This is a genomic window from Actinotalea lenta (genome assembly GCF_030586465.1).
In the GTDB taxonomy this organism is placed as follows: Bacteria; Actinomycetota; Actinomycetes; order Actinomycetales; family Cellulomonadaceae; genus Actinotalea; species Actinotalea lenta.
In genome coordinates this window covers 1415666-1434193 of record NZ_JAUQYP010000001.1, presented here as the reverse complement: position 1 = coordinate 1434193, position 18528 = coordinate 1415666, and the positions used below count along the sequence as shown (strand labels likewise).

The 18528-nt window shown below is 71.5% G+C and carries 16 protein-coding genes; 3 read left to right on the top strand and 13 right to left on the bottom strand.

The window, feature by feature from the left end:
* Nucleotides 1–91: 91 nt before the first annotated feature.
* Both dapC and fdxA read right to left on the bottom strand, forming a co-directional pair.
* The gene (gene dapC, locus Q6348_RS06680; RefSeq protein ID WP_304600519.1) at nucleotides 92–1207 is read right to left on the bottom strand and encodes a succinyldiaminopimelate transaminase; all 1116 of its coding nucleotides are present in this window, start codon (nucleotides 1205–1207) and stop codon (nucleotides 92–94) included.
* A gap of 9 nt (nucleotides 1208–1216) precedes the next feature.
* Nucleotides 1217–1543 (bottom strand): ferredoxin, encoded by a 327-nt coding sequence (gene fdxA / locus Q6348_RS06675; RefSeq protein ID WP_304600518.1) that lies wholly within the window; start codon nucleotides 1541–1543, stop codon nucleotides 1217–1219.
* Between the two features lie 61 nt (nucleotides 1544–1604).
* On the opposite strand from fdxA, the gene Q6348_RS06670 reads away from it, so the two are divergent.
* The gene (locus Q6348_RS06670) at nucleotides 1605–1841 is read left to right on the top strand and encodes a hypothetical protein (protein ID WP_304600517.1); all 237 of its coding nucleotides are present in this window, start codon (nucleotides 1605–1607) and stop codon (nucleotides 1839–1841) included.
* A 6-nt stretch (nucleotides 1842–1847) separates the two neighbouring features.
* Here the strand turns inward: Q6348_RS06670 and Q6348_RS06665 are convergent, their stop codons facing one another.
* The 5 genes from Q6348_RS06665 to Q6348_RS06645 all read right to left on the bottom strand — a co-directional run bounded on the left by Q6348_RS06665 (nucleotide 1848) and on the right by Q6348_RS06645 (nucleotide 8801).
* Nucleotides 1848–3695 carry a VanW family protein gene (locus Q6348_RS06665; RefSeq protein WP_304600516.1) on the bottom strand — a complete coding sequence of 616 codons (1848 nt, stop codon included), beginning with the start codon at nucleotides 3693–3695 and terminating at the stop codon, nucleotides 1848–1850.
* A 58-nt stretch (nucleotides 3696–3753) separates the two neighbouring features.
* Nucleotides 3754–4128, bottom strand: coding sequence for a hypothetical protein (locus Q6348_RS06660; protein WP_304600515.1), 375 nt, complete (start codon nucleotides 4126–4128; stop codon nucleotides 3754–3756).
* Between the two features lie 5 nt (nucleotides 4129–4133).
* Nucleotides 4134–5042, bottom strand: a complete 909-nt coding sequence (locus tag Q6348_RS06655) for a PIG-L family deacetylase (RefSeq protein ID WP_304600514.1) — start codon at nucleotides 5040–5042, stop codon at nucleotides 4134–4136.
* A complete protein-coding gene (gene typA / locus Q6348_RS06650) occupies nucleotides 5039–6949 on the bottom strand; it encodes a translational GTPase TypA (protein ID WP_304600513.1) in 1911 nt (636 codons plus the stop codon). Before typA ends, Q6348_RS06655 begins: the two co-directional genes overlap by 4 nt.
* Before the next feature lie 154 nt (nucleotides 6950–7103).
* Entirely contained in the window at nucleotides 7104–8801 is a 1698-nt protein-coding gene (locus Q6348_RS06645) for an ABC transporter ATP-binding protein (protein WP_304600512.1), read from the bottom strand.
* A gap of 26 nt (nucleotides 8802–8827) precedes the next feature.
* On the opposite strand from Q6348_RS06645, the gene Q6348_RS06640 reads away from it, so the two are divergent.
* Entirely contained in the window at nucleotides 8828–9472 is a 645-nt protein-coding gene (locus Q6348_RS06640) for a PH domain-containing protein (RefSeq protein WP_304600511.1), read from the top strand.
* Nucleotides 9473–9474: 2 nt separating this feature from the next.
* Here the strand turns inward: Q6348_RS06640 and Q6348_RS06635 are convergent, their stop codons facing one another.
* From Q6348_RS06635 to Q6348_RS06625, 3 genes are all read right to left on the bottom strand, one after another.
* Nucleotides 9475–10542, bottom strand: a complete 1068-nt coding sequence (locus Q6348_RS06635; RefSeq protein ID WP_304600510.1) for an ABC transporter permease — start codon at nucleotides 10540–10542, stop codon at nucleotides 9475–9477.
* Nucleotides 10539–12077 (bottom strand): ABC transporter permease, encoded by a 1539-nt coding sequence (locus tag Q6348_RS06630; RefSeq protein WP_304600509.1) that lies wholly within the window; start codon nucleotides 12075–12077, stop codon nucleotides 10539–10541. Before Q6348_RS06630 ends, Q6348_RS06635 begins: the two co-directional genes overlap by 4 nt.
* 200 nt (nucleotides 12078–12277) lie before the next feature.
* Nucleotides 12278–14071 (bottom strand): ABC transporter family substrate-binding protein, encoded by a 1794-nt coding sequence (locus Q6348_RS06625; RefSeq protein WP_304600508.1) that lies wholly within the window; start codon nucleotides 14069–14071, stop codon nucleotides 12278–12280.
* 481 nt (nucleotides 14072–14552) lie between these two features.
* On the opposite strand from Q6348_RS06625, the gene Q6348_RS06620 reads away from it, so the two are divergent.
* On the top strand, nucleotides 14553–14963 hold the full coding sequence (locus Q6348_RS06620) for a DUF7715 family protein (protein ID WP_304600507.1): 411 nt from the start codon (nucleotides 14553–14555) through the stop codon (nucleotides 14961–14963).
* A 15-nt stretch (nucleotides 14964–14978) separates the two neighbouring features.
* Here Q6348_RS06620 and ychF read toward each other — a convergent pair whose 3' ends face one another.
* Genes ychF through Q6348_RS06605 form a run of 3 tightly spaced genes read right to left on the bottom strand, consistent with a single transcriptional unit; the run spans nucleotide 14979 to nucleotide 18528 of the window.
* Complete coding sequence (gene ychF, locus Q6348_RS06615; RefSeq protein ID WP_304600506.1) at nucleotides 14979–16073, bottom strand: redox-regulated ATPase YchF; 1095 nt, start codon at nucleotides 16071–16073, stop codon at nucleotides 14979–14981.
* 53 nt (nucleotides 16074–16126) lie between these two features.
* Nucleotides 16127–17698, bottom strand: a complete 1572-nt coding sequence (locus Q6348_RS06610; RefSeq protein ID WP_304600505.1) for a hypothetical protein — start codon at nucleotides 17696–17698, stop codon at nucleotides 16127–16129.
* The gene (locus Q6348_RS06605; RefSeq protein WP_304600504.1) at nucleotides 17674–18528 is read right to left on the bottom strand and encodes an ABC transporter ATP-binding protein; all 855 of its coding nucleotides are present in this window, start codon (nucleotides 18526–18528) and stop codon (nucleotides 17674–17676) included. The genes Q6348_RS06610 and Q6348_RS06605 overlap by 25 nt, the downstream gene beginning before the upstream one ends.

Here is an 18528-nt window from a genome sequence, read left to right as displayed (position 1 = left end):
ACCCGGGCTCCCTTGCACCTCGGCTCATCCCGGTTGGGGTCAAGCGCCAGTAAAGCAGACACGGGTCACGGGTGTGGACAGGCGCCCACCCTCAGGCGCCGGACAGCCGTGCGACCGCCCGGGCGACCGCCTCGTCCGTCGCGGTCAGCGCCGCCCGGACGTGCTGCGCGCCGGCCGCGCCGTAGAACGACCCCGGTGCGACCAGGATCCCCTGGGCCGCGAGGTCCGCGACCGTGGCCCAGCCGTCCTGGCCGTCCGCGCGGACCCACAGGTACAGGCCGGCGGGCGACGGCTCCACCCGGTAGCCGGCCTGGCGGAAGGCGCCGACCAGGGCGGCGCGACGACGGGCGTACCGCTCGCGCTGGACCGCGACGTGCTCGTCGTCGTCCAGTGCCTCCAGCATCACCTGCTGAACGGGTCCGGGGACCATCATCCCGATGTGCTTGCGGGCCTGGAGCAGGCCGCCGACGAGCGCGGGATCGCCCGCGACGAACGCGGCACGGTAGCCGGCGAGGTTGGACTGCTTGGACAGCGAGTACAGCGCGAGCAGGCCGTCGTGGGAGCCCCCCGCCACCCGCGGGTCCAGGATGCTCGGAACCCCGGACGACGACCAGGGCGCGGTCCACGGGAGCATCGCGTAGCACTCGTCCGAGGCGACCACGGCCCCGCGCTCGCGCGCCGCGGTCACCACCGCGGCCAGCGCCTCGACACCGAGCACCGTCCCGGTCGGGTTCGACGGCGAGTTCAGCCACACCAGCCGCGTGCCGTCCGGCCAGTCGGCGACCTCGTCGGCGGGCACCGGACGGGCACCGGCCAAGCGCGCGCCGACGTCGTAGGTCGGGTACGCGACCCGCGGGTGCACCACGACGTCACCGGGCCCCAGGCCGAGCAGCGACGGCAGGAGCGCGACGAGCTCCTTGGAACCCACGGTGGGCAGCACGGCCTCCGGCTCGACGTCCGGAACACCGCGCCGCCGGTCGAACCAGCGGGCGACCGCGGCCCGCAGCTCCGCCGTGCCGTGGGTGGCCGGGTAGCCGGGCGCGTCCGCCGCCGCGGCCAGGGCGGCGGTCAGGCGCGGCGGTGTGGGGTCGACGGGTGTCCCCACGGACAGGTCGACCAGACCCTCGGGGTGGGCACGCGCGCGCGCCGCCTGCGCAGCAAGGGTGTCCCAGGGAAAGTCGGGCAGGTCGCCGACCAGCAGTCCCACGTCAGTCCGTCACTGAGCGCCGTTCTGCGGCGGGAGCGCAGCGACCAACGGGTGGTCACGGTCGATCTGGCCGAGCTTGGCGGCACCGCCGGGCGAGCCGAGCGGCGTGAAGAACTCCACGTTCGCCGTGTAGTACTCCTGCCACTGCTCGGGGACGTCGTCCTCGTAGTAGATGGCCTCCACCGGGCAGACGGGCTCGCAGGCCCCGCAGTCGACGCACTCGTCCGGGTGGATGTACAGCGACCGCTTGCCCTCGTAGATGCAGTCCACCGGGCATTCGTCGATGCAGGCCTTGTCCTTGACGTCGACGCAGGGCTGAGCGATCACGTACGTCACGGGCGATCCCTTCGAGCGCTCGGGTCCACGCCGGTCGGCGTGCCCGCCTAGTATCCCCCACGTGAGCGGTGCGGACGACGCGGCGCCCTGGCTGGACTGGCCGCTGGGCGCCAAGGTGATGGTGCGACGACGGCTCGCCGACGGTGGCTACAGCGACGTGGTGGGCGTCCTGCTGGAGCGCGACGCCGACCACGTGCTGGTGCGCGGACGCCGGGGCGACGCGCACGTCCCGGCCGATCAGATCGCCATCGGCAAGGTCGTGCCCCCACCACGCCTCGGGCCGCGCCGCCCCGGCTGAGGGTCGTCAGCCGGCGGACGTGGGAGGCGCTCCGCAGACCACCTCGTTCTGCGGGCGGTAGGTCACGGTCCAGCTCCGGTGCGACGTCTCCTCGCCGTCGAGCAGCACGGTCCGGGTGACCTTGACCGTGAAGCCCGGGTTCCCGGCCCGCTGCGGGGTGCAGGTGGGCGACTGGGAGTACACGGTGGTCGGACGGTGCACGTTCCACCGCCCGCTCGTGCTGGACTGCACGGTCCAGTACTTGGTGCCCCAGATCCGCACGTGCACGTTGTTGGCGGCGGGGTCCACCCAGGCCTGGATGAGCGCGCCGTAAGGCGTGTTGTTGCGCCACTTCATGTCGAGCGTCGGGATGAAGATCGTCGCTTCGCGCCCCTCGGGGTAGCGCTGGAAGTACTCGCTGTGCGGGGTGTGCTCCACGAGGTCCATGCCAGCGAAGTACGCGGCGTTGTACGTCGTCGTGGACAGCTGCGACAGGCCGCCGCCCCACGCCTCGGTGTGCTCGCCGTTGACGATCGCCCCGGCCTGGACGTAGCCGTGCGCGGCGTCGATCGGGCTGATCGTGTCGCCCAGGCTGAAGGTCTCGCCGGGCCGCACCAGCACGCCGTTGATCTTCGTGGCCCCGTTGGCGATGTTGATGGTCCGGATGTGGTTGCTGGTCAGCGGCGTGACGAACTCCGAGACGATCTCTGTGATGCCGAGCGCGTCCAGGGCGGCGGTCGACTCCTGGGGCTCGGTCGGCACCAGCGTCACGGACGCGGTCCGGCCCGTGCTCGTCGCGGCCTTAGCGACCGCCGCTCCGAGCGTGTCGGGGTCCAGCGTCGTGCCGGGCGTCCCGGGGACGACGACGGGTCTGTGGTCCTTGAACACGAAGGTGGCGTCGGCCGCGGGGGTCAGCAGGTCCGTGGTGCGCGCCCGGACGGCGTCCGCGAGCAGGGCGCCGTCCATCGTCAGGGTCAGCGTTCCGTCCCGGGGCTCGAACGACGCCGCGTCCGTCAGGACGGAGACGGGTAGCTCGGCGGACTGCCCGGCGACGTCGACGGTCACGGGCGCCGACTCGACCGGCGTGGCGAGCTCGCGGACCGCCCGGTCGACCTCGGCCTGGTCGATCGTCGGCGTCTCGACGATGGTGGGCAGCTCCACCGGCCGTGGCGCCGTGAGCCACCCGTCGACGAGGAGCGAGCGGGCGGCGGGGACGTCCACCCTGGTGCCGTCCGACGGTGCGGTGGTCCGGATCTGCGTACCGACGAACACCACCGTGCCGTCGACCGGTGCGGTCTCCAGGGCGGCCGCGACCGTCCCGAGCACCTGGTCCAGGGCGTTGTCGTCCACGACGGTGACGGGTGTGACCACTCCCCCGCCGAAGACCTGGCGCCACAGTCGCGCGGGGTCGAGCCCGAAGCCGGTCACCTGGTCCACCGTGGCGCGCGCGTCCAGCGACAGCCCCGCCTGGCCCGGATCCAGCGACGTCCGCTTGTCACCGGCGGAGACCGGGACGGGGTGCGTGGTGGCGCCTGCCAACCCGTCCTGGAGCACCCGGACGGCGGCATCGGCGGACATCCCGCCGATGTCCACGCCGGCCACGACGGTGCCCGACGGCACCCGGTCGGCGAGCAGCCAGAGCGCGCCGACGTAGGCCCCGGCGAGCACCACCAGGACGGCGACCGCGGTCGCGAGGGCGCGCAGCCCGCGTCGGCGCGTGCGGTCGGACGTGGGTGTCGCCGGGGCCGCGGGGACCTGCGGTCCGGGTTCGGGGTCCGCGGAGGGCGCCTCGTCGTGGGGCCCGGGGACCTCCGTGTCCTGCGACGCACCCGCATCGCGCCGCTCGACGGCCCCCCGATCCCCGCGGTCGCTCATCCCTGGTCGTCTCTCCCCCGCCCGGCGTGGCACCCTGCTGTGGCGCCGGGGCCCGATCCTACGTGTGCGGGCTGCGAGACGGAGGGGACTCGCGGAACCACGAGCGCGGCAGCAGGTAGGCCCCCGCGACCACCAGCGCACCGGCGTACCAGACGTAGCCGACGCCGTCCGCGGCGATCAGCACGTCGCCGCCCGGGCCCTGCACCCCCAGCACGCCCGTCGCCGTGACGACGCCCAGGCCCACGGCGAGCACGGCGACCGCGCCGGCCCACGCGCGCCCGACCACCCCGCCCAGCAGGACGAGGGCCAGCGCGAGGAGCAGGCCCCACGGTCTCGCCAGCCGGTGCACCGAGGTCCCGACGATCCCGACGAGCACACCGACGAGGAACATCCCGGCCCAGCGGGCCAGGGCGCGGGCGGGGGGCGTGTCCACGACGGTCACCGTACGCGAACTCCGTCCGGCCACCCCACGGGACCGTTCTGCGACCCCACGCGGTAGCACTCCTGAGCCGGCACGGGCTGGACCACGGCGTCGCTCAGCGCGTAGCACCCCAGGCATCCCTCACCCTCGAGCGCCTCGACCGCCTGCACCTGGGTCGCGTGCGCACGCATGGCGCCGAGCACCCGTTCGAGGACCGGGGCGACCGCCACCCGCACCGCCACCTCCGCGGGCGCAACGGCCGCCGACGGGAGCGGTCGTCCGACGGCGGCGACGAGCCCTGGCGTCGCGGTCCGCGCGCACCACTCGCGCCCGGACACCAGCTGGTCGGCATCCAGGGCCGCCCAGAGCACGCACGGCACCTGCCACCCGCGCTCGGCGGCCAGCTGCACCGCGCGCATCGTCACCGCGTGCGCGTGGACGTGGTCGGGGTGGCCGTATCCGCCATCCGGCTCGTAGGTGACCACCACGGACGGACGCCGGTCGCACACCAGTCGGGCCAGCCGGTCCGCCGCCAGGTCGAGATCCACGCGCGCGAACGCAGCCTGGGGCGCATCCTGCGGGATCGCCGCGCGCCCCACGTCGGCCCAGACCATGCCGGAGTCCACCCAGGGGCCGTCACCTGCGACCTCGTCGAGCGTGACGTGGTCGCTGACACCGAGCGCTTCGAGGGCCCCGGCCAGCTCACCCGCCCGGTGCGCGGCGAGCGCGTCGGGGTCACCGGACAGGCGGGCCAGGCGTCGCCCGATCACCTCGCCCCGCTCGCCCCGGGTGCAGGTCACGACCGTCACCGCGCGGCCGGCCCGCGCCCACGTGGCGAGCAGAGCGCCGGTCGACAGGGTCTCGTCGTCCGGGTGGGCGTGCACGGCCAGCAGCCCCCCGTCCGGCGGGCCGGCGCCGTCGGTCACGCGCGCTTGGCCCGCGCCGCGAGCTTGGCGCGCTCGGCCTGGTCGAGCACCACCTTGCGGATCCGCACGATCTCCGGCGTCACCTCGACGCACTCGTCCTCCGCGGCGAACTCGAGCGACTCCTCGAGCGTGAGCCGACGCGGCGGCACGAGGTTCTCGAACGTGTCCGCCGTGGAGGAGCGCATGTTGGTGAGCTTCTTCTCCTTGGTGATGTTGACGTCCATGTCCTCGTTGCGCGAGTTCTCCCCGACCACCTGACCCTCGTAGACCTCCGAGGTGGGCTCGACGAAGAACGACCCCCGCTCCTGCAGGTTGATCATGGCGTACGGCGTCACCTTGCCGGCCCGGTCGGCGACCAGGGAGCCCGTGGTGCGCGACTCGATCGTCCCGGCCCACGGCTCGTACCCGTGCGCGATCGACGACGCGATGCCCGTGCCGCGGGTCTCGGTGAGGAACCGGGTGCGGAAGCCGATCAGCCCGCGTGCCGGCACGACGAACTCCATGCGCACCCAGCCCGTGCCGTGGTTGGCCATGGTCTCCATCCGGCCCCGCCGCGCCGCGAGCAGCTGGGTCACCGTGCCCAGGTGCTCCTCGGGCACGTCGACCGTGAGGTGCTCCATCGGCTCGTGCGTCCTGCCCTCGATGGTCCGAGTCACGACCTGCGGCTTGCCGACGGTGAGCTCGAAGCCCTCCCGACGCATCTGCTCGACGAGGATCGCCAGGGCGAGCTCGCCGCGGCCCTGGACCTCCCAGGCGTCGGGGCGGTCGGTGGGCAGCACCCGCAGCGACACGTTGCCCACGAGCTCGGTGTCCAGCCGATCCTTGACCTGGCGGGCGGTGAGCTTGTGCCCCTTGCCACCCCGGCCGGCCAACGGCGAGGTGTTGATCCCGACGGTCATCGAGATGGCGGGTTCGTCCACCGTGATGCGTGGCAGCGGGCGCGGGTCGTCGAGGTCGGTCAGCGTCTCGCCGATGGTGATCTCGGCGATGCCGGCGACGGCGACGATGTCGCCAGGGCCGGCCTGCGCCACGGGCACTCGCTCGAGGGCGCGGGTCTCGAGCAGCTCGGTGATCTTCACCGGCTGCACGGTGCCGTCCGCACGGGCCCAGGCCACCTGCTGCCCCTTGCGCAGCGTGCCGTTGTGCACCCGCAGCAGGGCGAGGCGGCCCAGGAACGGGGACGCGTCCAGGTTGGTCACGTGCGCCTGCAGTGGCGCGCCGTCCTCGTAGGTCGGCGCAGGGATGCGCTCGATGATCGTCGCGAACAGCTGCTCGAGGTCGGGCGCGTCCGGCAGCTCACCGTCCGGCGGCTGCTCCATGGAGGCCCGCCCGGCCTTGGCGGAGGCGTAGACCACGGGGACGTCCAGCACGGCGTCCAGGTCGAGGTCCGGGAAGTCCTCGTGCAGGTCCGACGCGAGCCCGAGGAGCAGGTCGGTCGACTCGTGGACCACCTCGGCGATCCGGGCGTCGGACCGGTCGACCTTGTTGACCACCAGCACCACGGGGAGCTGCGCGGCCAGGGCCTTGCGCAGCACGAACCGTGTCTGCGGGAGTGGCCCCTCGCTCGCGTCGACCAGCAGCACCACGCCGTCGACCATCGACAGACCGCGCTCGACCTCACCCCCGAAGTCCGCGTGACCCGGGGTGTCGATGACGTTGATCGTGATCCCGTCCGGCTCTCCGGCCGCGACGGCCGCCGGCCCCCGGTACCGCACAGCGGTGTTCTTGGCGAGGATCGTGATCCCCTTCTCGCGCTCCAGGTCCCCGGAGTCCATGGCGCGCTCGTCCACGTGGGCGTGCTCCCTGAAGGCGTGGGACTGCCACAGCATGGCGTCCACCAGGGTGGTCTTGCCGTGGTCGACGTGGGCGACGATCGCCACGTTGCGCAGGTCTGAGCGCAGAGGCATGCCAGGACTCGATCTCGTGGGAAGGGGCCGCCGGGGTGCCGCTTCACGCGGCTCCACCGCCAGCGTGGGACACGGCATCCTACCCGGATGACCCGCCGGTCCCGCGATCGGGGTCCGCGGGACCGGGTCGCGCCGGGTGCCGGCCCGCGGTCGCTCAGCCCTCGTGCAGGAGCTGGCGCCGCAGCTCGCGGCGCTCGCGCTGCTTGGCCGGGTTGGGCACCGGGACGGCGGCGATGAGGCGCTGGGTGTAGGGGTCCCGCGGGTTGCGCAGGATCTCGTCCCGGGTGCCCTGCTCGACGATGCGCCCGTTCTGCATCACCACGATCCGATCGGCCATCAGGTCGACCACCGCGAGGTCGTGCGTGACGAACAGGCAGGCGAACTGCAGCTCGGTCTGCAGCTCCTGGAGCAGGTCGAGCACCGTGGCCTGCACCGAGACGTCCAGCGCGGAGGTCGGCTCGTCCGCGACCAGCAGGTCCGGGGACAGCGCGATGGCTCGCGCGATGCCCACCCGCTGCTTCTGCCCGCCGGAGAGCTCGTGCGGATAGCGGTTGCGGTAGCTGCGCGGAAGCTCGACCTGGTCCAGCAGGGTCTCGATGCGTCGCTGGAGCTCGGCACCCTTGGCGGCGCCGGCCAGGTACAGCGGCTCACCGATCGACTCACCGATCGGCAGCCGGGGGTTCAGCGACGACGACGGGTCCTGGAACACCATGCCCACCTTGCGACGCAGCTGGGCGATCGTCTTGCGGCTCGCGTGGCTGATGTCGATCCCCGCGACCGTCAGCGTCCCCTCGACGGCGGGCAGGAGACCGACGGCCGCCCGGCCGATGGTCGTCTTGCCGGACCCGGACTCACCCACGAGACCGACGACCTCGCCCGGGTGCACCACGAGGTCGGCCTTCTCGACGGCGCGGAAGGCCGGCACGCGCCCGCGCTTGGGGTACTCGATCGAGACACCCTGAAGGCTGAGGATCGGCTGGTCCGTCCGACCGGCCACCGCCGCCGCACCCGCCGCCGCCGCGACCGCGGCCGCGGAGCCGTGCTCCGGGGCGCCCAGCTCGGGGACGGCCGCGAGCAGCTCCTGCGTGTAGGGGTGCTGGGCCTCGTGGAAGATCTGCTCGGCGGTGCCGCGCTCCACGATCCGGCCGTGGCGCATCACGAGGATCCGGTCGGACAGGTCAGCGACCACGCCCATGTCGTGGGTGATGAGGATCACCGCGGAGTCCAGCTTGTCACGCAGGTTCCGCATCAGGTCGAGGATCTCGGCCTGCACGGTGACGTCCAGGGCGGTGGTCGGCTCGTCCGCGATCAGCAGCGCGGGGTCGCAGGACAGCGCCTGGGCGATCATCGCGCGCTGACGCTGACCGCCGGAGAGCTGGTGCGGGTAGGAGTTGAACGCCTTGACCGGGTCAGGCAGCTCCACCAGGGAGAGCAGCTCGAGCGCGCGCTCGCGTGCCTCCTCGGGCGACATCGTGTTGTGCAGCCGCAACGTCTCGATGATCTGGAAACCGATCGTGTAGACCGGGTTCAGCGCCGTCATCGGCTCCTGGAAGATCATCGCGATGTCGTTGCCGCGCAGCTCGCGCATCTTCGCGCGCGACAACCCGCGCAGCTCCTGGCCGCGAAGCTTGATCGAGCCCGCGATCCGAGCGTTCTTGGGCAGCAGGTCCAGGATCGCCATCGAGCTCACCGACTTGCCGGAGCCGGACTCGCCGACGATCGCGAGCACCTCTCCGCGGTGCACCGTGTACTCGACGTCGATCGCCGCCGGCACCCACTTGCGGTCCACGCCGAAGTCGACGCTGAGGCCGGAGACCTCGAGAACGGGCTCACGCCCCTCCAGGACGGTCATCGAACGACTCCTGTCATGATGTCGAGGTGAGCAGTCTGGACGGCGAGCACGCCGCACGCACGAGCCGCGCGGAGTTCCGCGCGCCGCTGGGCCGTACCGCGACGACCGTGGCGATCGTGCTGCTGCTGGGGCTGGTCCTGGCGCAGGGCGCCCAGTACGGAGTGGTCGCCGCGCTGCGCGCCCTGCCGGTCGCCGCGGCGCTCGCGGGCGCCGTCGACCTGGTCATGCGAGCCCCTCGCCTGGTGGTCGACGACGACGGGCTGACCGTGGTGAACCCGACGCAGCGCTTCCACGTCCCCTGGCCGGCGCTGGTCGCCCTGCAGACCCGCTTCACGCTGACGCTGGTCACCCCGCACGTCAAGGTGCCCGTGTGGGCGGCGCCCGGTCCCGAACGCCACGCCGGGGCTTTCGCGGCGCGCTCCGACATCGACGTGGTCGCGAGCAGCCGCCGCGGGCCCGGTGGCACGGTGCGGGTCAGCGAGCTGGCCAGCACCGCGTCCGGCGCGGCGGCGCACGAGGTGCACGCACGCTGGTCCAGGCTGGCCGAGCGAGGCCTCCTCGAGCTCGGTGCGGCGGACAGCACCCCCGTGCAGCGCACGTGGCGCCCGTACCCGGTGGGCATCATCGCGTTGCTGGCCGTGGGGGGCGTCGCCCTGGTCGCGCTGAGCTGAGGTCATGAGCCGCCGCCGACCGTGCCGGTGGGGCCCGCGGACGGCGCCTGCACCTTGAGGGCCGCACGCTGCTCGGAGCGGCTCGCGCGCCGCATCTGGCGCACGCTGAACTTCTTCTGCCGCGGGTCGAACGCGTCGCGCAGACCGTCGCCGACGAAGTTGATGCACAGGCAGATCGCGACGATGAACACGCCGGGCCACCAGAACAGCCACGGGCGCGTGGTGAACGCCGCCTGGTTGTCGCTGATGAGCCGCCCGAGCGAGGTGTCCGGCGGCTGCACGCCCAGGCCCAGGTAGCTCAGCGCGGTCTCGAGCAGGATCGCGGTCGACATCAGCAGCGTGGTGTTCACGGTGATGACGCCGATCGCGTTGGGCAGGATGTGCTTGAAGATGATCCGTCGGTCGGAGGCTCCCGCCAGTCGCGCCGCGTCGACGAACTCGCGCTCGCGCAAAGTGAGGAAGTCGCCCCGCACGAGCCGGGCCATTCCGGTCCACGAGACGAGCCCGAGGAACAGGCCGAGGAGCCAGAACCCGCCGATGTTGCCCGCCTTGTAGGCGATCACCGAGGCGGAGATCAGGATCGGGATGATGATGATCATGTCGGTGAACCGCATGAGGATGGTCTCGACCACGCCGCGGAAGTAGCCGGACAGGGCGCCGACGAGGATCCCGATGAGAGCGGCCGTGGAGCCGACGAGCACCGTGATGATCAGGGAGATCTGGGTGCCCCGCATGGTCATCGCGAACGAGTCCCGTCCCACCCGGTCCTGACCGAACGGGTGGTCGCCGAGGCTGAACGGGAAGAGCTGGAGCGTCGGGTGCCCCCCGTTGGTGATGGGGGGGATGTCGGTGTAGCCGAACTTCCACCAGCCCGGGATCGGCCCGAGGCCGATCGACGAGATGGCCAGGAGCACGATCAGGACCAGGACCACGAGGCTCACGATGGCCGCCGTGTGGCCGAAGAAGCGCTTGAGGACGAGGCGGCCCTGGCTCAGGCCACGGGTCTGGTCGGGGAGCGGGCCGGCCGCGTCCGGTGGCACGTCGGACGGGTTCTCCATGTAGCTGCTCATGCGCGCACCCTCACTCGCGGGTCGAGAGCCGAGTAGGCGAGATCGGCCAGCAGGTTGAACGTCACGGCGGTGATGCCGACGATCACGAACACTCCCATCACGGGGTTGGGGTCGACGTTCTTGATACCGGTGATGAACAGCGTGCCCATGCCCTTGAAGGAGAACACGTTCTCGGTGATCACCGCACCACCGATGAGCTGCCCGATGTCGAAGGCGACCACGGTCGCCAGCGGGATGAGCGCGTTGCGGAACGCGTGCCGCACGACCACGACGCGCTCGGACAGGCCCTTGGCGCGCGCGGTACGGACGTAGTCCTGCTCCATGACCTCGAGCATCGACGAGCGTGAGTAGCGCGTGTAGGACGCCAGCGAGATGAGGAGCAGGGCGAAGGTCGGCAGGACCAGGTGCCCGTACTTGTCGGCCGCGTGCACCCAGAAGTCACCCGAGAGGTTGGGGGTCGCCGAACCGATCGTCGCGATGGGGCGACCGTGCACCCGCCCGTTGTTGTAGTACGTCGGCCAGGCCTGCATCACGCGGTCCAGCGCGACGAGCACGGCCACGATGAACGACGTCAGCCCGGCAGCCTTGCGCGACTGCGCGGGGTCGTAGCCCCCGAAGAGATGACCGGTCAGGTACCCGACGCCGACCGCCAGCACGCCGAGCAGCAGCAGCAGGCCGAGGCTCACGGAGTTCAGCAACGGAGCAGCGACCGTCATCATCACGACACCGACGACGACCATGCTGAGCGACGCGTACAGCGCGCGTCGGTTCTGCAGCCCGGCGATGATCGCCGTGACGGCGACCGCGACGCCCGCGCCGAGCACGACGAGCACCTCGGGACCGATCCCGGGGTAGGCGAACCAGTCGCTCGCCGACAGGTAGTACATGATCCCGCCGGTCACCACCGCCGCCGCCGCGAACGTGATGGCGCGCCGCGCCCAGGAGCCGGACAGGATGACCGTCCACACCACCCCGGATATCAAGGACACCAGCACGATCGTGCGCGTCGTGAATCGTGGGTCCGCGAGGAAGTCGTTGAACCCGATCGCGCCGAACTCCTTGAGCAGCACAGCGACCCAGAACACCGGCAGCGAGAAGAACAGGAACGCGATGAACGTCACCGAGTAGTCCAGGGCGGAGTACTGCCGCAACGCGGTCACGATCCCGACGGCGATGCCGATCGTGATGGCCAGCAGCGCGGCGCCGGTGACGAGCTGCAGGGTGGAGGGGATCGCAGAGGAGAGCGCCGCCGTGACCGGTTGGCCCTGGATCGACGAGCCGAGGTCGCACTGCGCGAAGGGCACGACGCACTTGACCGCGCCGCCGAGCCAGAGGAAGTAGCGCAGCACCGGCGGCACGTCGAGGTTCAGCAGGTTGCTCCGCGCCTCCATGAGCTGCGCACGGTTCGGCAGGTTCGAGGCTCGGTACTCCTGCAGCGGGTCGCCCGAGTAGGCGATCAGGATGTACACGATGAACGAGGCGCCCAGCAGGATCAGCACTGATGCCAGGAGCCGGCGTAGCAGGTAGGAAGTCATGACGTACGCAGGGCCTTCGGGTGGAAGCGAGTCCGAGCCGGTCACGGACGAGGGGTGCCAGGAGTCTAGGTCACGCCCGAGCGCCGATGCACAGACCGGCGCGGCGGGCCACATCGCCCGCACGCACGGGCGCTGGGGCCACGCGATCGCGTGGCCCCAGCGCCCCTGTGCTGCGGTTCAGGCGTCAGACCTGGGGACTGTCAGCCGTTGCTGACGCTCCAGTCCCACGTGTTCCACCAGACACCGTTCTGGTTGGAGTTGAAGGTGTCGACACCCTTCATGCGGTCCGCGACCGCCACGACACCCGGCGACTGGTAGAGCGGCAGACCGTAGTAGTCGCCCCACACCAGCGCGTCGATCTGCTGCTCGAGGCTGACCTGCTTGCTCTGGTCGAGCGTGACGAGGAGCTCCGAGGCCAGCGAGTCGACCTTCGAGTTGGAGTAGCCGTTGAAGTTGCCACCGCCGTCGGTGCTGAAGATCTGCGGAACGCCGCTGACCCCGACACCGGAGTTGATCCACCCGAAGATGGTCGAGTCGTAGGAGCCGTCGCCGAGACGCGAGCCCCACTTCTCGTCACCGTCGTCCTTGATCTTGAAGCCGGCCTTGGTGGCGGACTGCGAGATCAGCGTGAAGTCGTCGACCCGGTTCGGGTTGCTCGGCTTGTACAGGATCGAGACGGTCGGCGAGGTCACACCGGCCTCCTGGAGCAGCTTCTTGGCGCCCTCGATGTCCGGCTCACCCGGGAAGGCGTCCGAGCCGTTGTTCTTGACCGACTCGGCGTAACCGTCCTGCGCCGGGACGAAGATCTGCGAGTTGAGGATCTCGGCGTCCGGCTTCTGCGGGATCACGACCGCCTGGAGGATCGCCTGGCGCGGGACGGTCTTGAGGAACGCCTCACGCACGAGCGCCGCCTTCTTGGCGTCGCCGCCGTAGGTGGCCGGGTCGAACGGGCCGCCGTTGTTGAAGGTCAGGTCGATGTGGTCGTACGCCAGCTGGTAGCCGGTGTAGACGTTCACGCCGGTCAGCCCCTGGAGGGCCTGCAGGGTGTCGGCCGAGGACTGCGGAGCCGCGACGTCGATCTCACCGTTCTGCAGAGCCTGCACCTGCGAGGTCGAGTCCGCGATCGACCGCATGATGATCTCGGAGACCTTCGGCTGGTGGTCACCGACGTACTTGTCGTTGACGGTCATCGTCACCGACTGGTTCTCCTGCACGTCGGACACGATGAAGGGGCCGTCCGACAGGTAGAGCGACGGGTCGCTCGGCAGGGTCGTGGAGTCGAAGCCGGTGTTCCAGAAGTCCATGACCTTGGCCATCTGGTCCGAGGTCTTGTTGTCCGAGCCGGCGGGCTCGCCCTTCATGAGGTCGACCAGCGCGGCGCTGTCGGCCAGGCCGGCCTTCTCGGCGACCACGTGGGCCGGGGGCATGCCCTGGAGCGAGTAGGAGACCTCCCAGTCCGCGGCGGGCTTGGAGTAGGTCAGCGTGATCGAGCGACCGTCGTCGCCCAGCTTCGGGAAGGAGGTCAGGCCGAGGGTCCCGGTGTCACCGGCGTAGTCGAAGGAGTGGTCCTTCGTGTTGAAGTACCCCGACTCGACGGCCCACGCGAGCAGCAGGTCGGAGTTGTCCACCGGCTTCCCGTCCGACCAGACCACACCGTCGTTGATGGTGTAGGTGACCGTCAGCGGGTCCTCGCTGTCCACCGTGTAGGTGCCGAAGGACGTGTCCTTCTGGACCTTGAGCTTGTCGTCGATGTACCAGAAGTTCGACGAGGTGGCGAGCGAGATCTTCGAGTTGATGTCGACGTTGCCGTTACTCGTGTTCGGGTTGAACGAGAAGAAGGTGTTCACCTCGGCAACCGTGACGGTTCCGGTCGGGCCGCTGCTCGAGCTGCTGCTGCTGCCCGACGCCGAGTCCGACGGCGTGTTCGCCGGCGAGTTGCTGCAGGCAGCCAGTGCGAGCGCGCTCGCACCGACCAGCGCAGCCACTGCCGACATGCGTGTGATCCTCAATGTTCCTCCTGTGAAGGGAGAGCGGCCGCCCCCGTGTCGCACGTCCACCCAGCCGGGTGCACAGCAGCTCGACCGCTGTCGCGTGGGGACACGGTAGCCTCGGCCGACCGTCTCCCGGAACGCCTCTCACCCGGGTGGAGGGATCGTTACCCGATTGATACTGGTTGGTACGTCTCGAAATGCGAGACGGTCCCGGGGTCCCGCCCCGCGCGGACTGCGCGCGTCGGACACCCGGGCACGCCACGGGCGATGCCACGTCTACGCAGGTGGGCGGCGGTTCGGCGAGCGGTTCGGCCTCGAGATCGACGAGCACAGCGGCCCTCATCTGGACACGGCGGCCGCGACAGAGAGGGACCGTGGACGCCGCGGGCGCGCTGGTCGCACCCTCACCGTCGACGCGCCCCGGCAGGTCGGCCCGCACGGCGTGTCAGCGGATCGAACTAGCGTTCGACCCGGAGGTGACCCCATGAAGGTTCTGACGGCGACCGAGGCGACCCAGGGCACACGGGCCGACGACTACTCCTGGACCACACCCGGAGAGCTCGTGATGTTCGGCGCGGTCTGCGCCTCCGACCTCCGCGGCACGGGCCAGCCCTGCGGCTGCGGCCGAGCGTTCGCGGGCCTGCACTCCGCACGCGCCACGACGACGGCCGAGGTCGTCGAGTCGGCGATGAGCCTCGACGACCTGGTGCTGGCGTTCCGTGACAGCCTCACGTGCGGCGGGTGGCTGGACGACCTGCCCCCTCAGGACGCCGCAGAGCTCGTCCAGCTGTCGGTGATGGAGATGCTCGTGGTCGCGGACCGCTTCCCCGCCGGGACGGTGATCGGCACGCACCTGGGCTCGCAGTACGTGCGGCAGGAGGCGGGCGCGCGGTGAGCGTCCCGGCTGCCCCTACACGTTGAACCGGAACTCGACCACGTCGCCGTCGGCCATGACGTAGTCCTTGCCCTCGATCCGGGCCTTGCCCACCGCGCGGGCCGCGGCGACCGAGCCGGCCTCGACCAGGTCGTCGTAGGAGATCACCTCGGCCTTGATGAAGCCCTTCTCGAAGTCCGTGTGGATGACGCCCGCCGCCTGCGGCGCGGTCCAGCCGCGGCGGATGGTCCAGGCCCGCGACTCCTTCGGGCCGGCCGTCAGGAACGTCTGCAGCCCCAGCGTGTGGAATCCCACGCGGGCCAGCTGGTCCAGGCCGGCCTCGGTCTGGCCCGAGTCGGCCAGCATCTCCGTGGCGTCCTCGGGGTCGAGCTCCACCAGCTCGGACTCGAACTTGGCGTCCAGGAACACGCAGTCGGCCGGCGCCACGGTCTCGCGCAGCCGGGCCTGGAGATCGCCGTCGGCCAGACCGGCGTCATCGGTGTTGAAGACGTAGATGAACGGCTTGGTGGTCAGCAGGCCGAGCTCGCGCAGGATCCTCGGGGTGGCGCCCGCGGCGTCCAGCCGGTCCCGTGCGGCGAACAACGTCTCGCCCGCGCCGAGCACCTCCTGGGCGAGCTGAGCGACCGCCAGGACGGTGGGGTCCGTCTTCTTGCCCCGCACCTCCTTCTCCAGGCGCGGCACGGCCTTGTCCAGGGTCTGCAGGTCGGCCAGGATCAGCTCGGTGTTGACCGTCTCGATGTCGTCGGCGGGGTCGACGCGGCCGGTGACGTGCACGACGTCGTCGTCGGCGAAGGCGCGCACCACCTGGCAGATCGCGTCCGCCTCGCGGATGTTGGCCAGGAACTGGTTCCCGAGCCCCTCGCCCTCGCTGGCGCCCTTGACGATGCCGGCGATGTCGACGAAGGAGACCGTCGCGGGCACCACACGCTCGGACTCGAACAGGTCGGACAGCACCTCCAGACGCGGGTCCGGCAGCGGCACGACCCCGACGTTGGGCTCGATGGTCGCGAAGGGGTAGTTCGCAGCGAGCACGTCGTTGCGGGTCAGCGCGTTGAAGAGGGTCGACTTGCCGACGTTGGGCAGTCCGACGATGCCGATGGTGAGAGCCACGGGCGAGCAGTCTACGGGCGGCACCGGCGGCCCGACGGACCAGGCGGCGGACGTCAGACCATCGAGACGATCTCCTGGAGGATCACGGGGGCGCGCCGGTCCAGCAGGCGACCACCCCAGCGCACGCCGACCGTGAGCACCGTCGCCCCGAGCGCCAGGCCCACCACGAGGGCCGACCAACCGAGCACCGCGGAGTGCCGCACCACCGCAAGGACGCAGAGCCCCAGGACCGGGGACGACAGGCCGAGCACGGCCAGCATGCCGACCAGCTGGGAGAGCACGGAGACCACCGAGCCGCCCTGACGGGTGCCGAACACGTTCTCGCCCGACTGCTGCACGCGCATCACGACGAGCGCAGACATCACGCTGGCCACCCCGAGCGACACCCCGAGCGTGCCGAGGCCCACCCCGAGCAGCGCCGGGAGGTCGTCGGCGTGCCCGGTGAGGACGCCGAGGACCACGACGAGCAGCGCGGCGAGCGGAACCAGGACGAGGCCGGCGGCGATGGCGCGGCCGAGCCGGTCGTCGACGCCGCGCAGCGGGGCGGCGACGTGCGCCCAGAACGCGGTGCCGTCGCTCGAGGTGTCGGCCGCGATGGACCATCCGAGGATCCCGGTCATCATCGGCAGGAACCACAGCGCCGTCGAGCCCGAGCCGAAGGCGTACATCGCGATCGGCACCAGCGGCACGGCAGCGACCGCCAGGATGTAGCGCGGGTCGCGGCGCCAGTACGTCAGGCACCGCGCCGTCACCGCACCCAACGGCGTCGCGGGCAGACGCGCGAACATCCCGAGGCCATGCGCGCCCGCGGCGGCGTCCTTGCTCGCGGGGCGGACCAGGGCCCGGGCCATCGCGCGGTCCCACCAGACCAGCAGGGCCGCCAGCGAGGCGACCAGCACGAGCGTCCGCAGCACGGCGGTCCCCCACGCGCCCGCGGCCGCGTCGGCGGGAGCCGCCCACGCCGCCCCGACCGGGGTCCACCCGAGCACGTCGGCGACGCCGGACAGCAGGCCGCGCAGGTCGGTCCCTGGACCCAGCCCACCCGTGGTGAGCCTCCCGAACCCCAGGTAGGCGGCCGCCAGCAGGACGAGGAACGCGAACGCGGAAGCCTCGCGGGTGCGTCGCCCGCTCAGCACCGACGCCAGGGTCGTCGTGGTGGCACGCGAGGCCACCACGGCCACAGCCACCGCGAGGAGGCCGGTCAGCATGGCGACTGGCACCACGACCGGCTCGCGCCACCACACCACGCTCGCGCCGAGCACGCCGAGCACGGTGACCACCCCCGGGACCCCGATCAGTGCCGCGAGGCCGAGCCCGGCCAGCAGACGACGGGTCGGCACCGGGAACGTCACGAACCGGGCCGGGTCGAGGGTGGCGTCCACCCCGAAAGCGATCATCGGAAGAACCGCCCAGCCGAGCACCACCGCCGAGCCGCCCACCACGAGCACGGCGCGGCGCAGGCTCGCGTCGGTGCTCAGGGCCAGGGCGACGATCCCCACACCGACGCCGATCAGGGCCATCACCCCGTAGAGCGCGCCGACGACCATCCCGACGATCTGCCAAGGACTGCGCCGCAGGCCGTTGCGCAGCAGGGTGAGCTTCAGTCGGACGAGGTGCTCAACCACGCCAGGCCCTCCCCCGCCACGCGCCCGCCCACCAGCTCCACGAAGCGGTCCTCGAGGCTCGCGCCTGCACGGACGTCCTCGACGGTCCCGGCCGCGAGCACCCGGCCTGCGGCGATCACCGCCACGTGCGAGCACATCCGCTGCACCAGGTCCATCACGTGGCTCGAGACGATCACCGTCCCGCCCGAGGCGACGTAGGACCCGAGCAGGTCCCGGATGTTCGCCGCGGAGATCGGGTCCACGGCCTCGAACGGCTCGTCCAGCACCAGCAGCGACGGCGCGTGCACGAGCGCGCACGCCAGCGCGATCTTCTTCGACATGCCGGCCGAGTAGTCCACCACCAGGGTGTCGCGGTCCGCGACCAGGTCCACGGCGCGCAGCAGGTCCTCGGTCCGGGACACGACCGTCTCACGGTCCAGACCCTGCAGCAGGCCCGCATAGGTGATGAGCTGTGCGCCGGTCAGCCGGTCGAACAGCCGCAGCCCGTCCGGCAGGATGCCGAGCATCCCCTTGACCTGCTGCGGTGCCGCCCACAGGTCCCGGCCGTGCACCAGCACCTGCCCGGCGTCGGGCACCAGGAGCCCGGTGGAGATCGACAGCGTGGTGGTCTTCCCCGCGCCGTTCGGCCCGACCAGCCCGTAGAACGACCCGCGCGGCACGTCGAGGTCCACCCCCGCGACCGCGGTCTTCGGGCCGAAGGACTTCCACAGCCCGCGGAGCCGGAGCGCCTCGGGGACGTCGGGCTGCGGCGCGTGCGTCTGCCGGGCCGGTGCCGGCGCCTGTCCGTACGGCTCCTGCCGTGCCGGAGGTGGAGGCTCGGGGACGTTCAC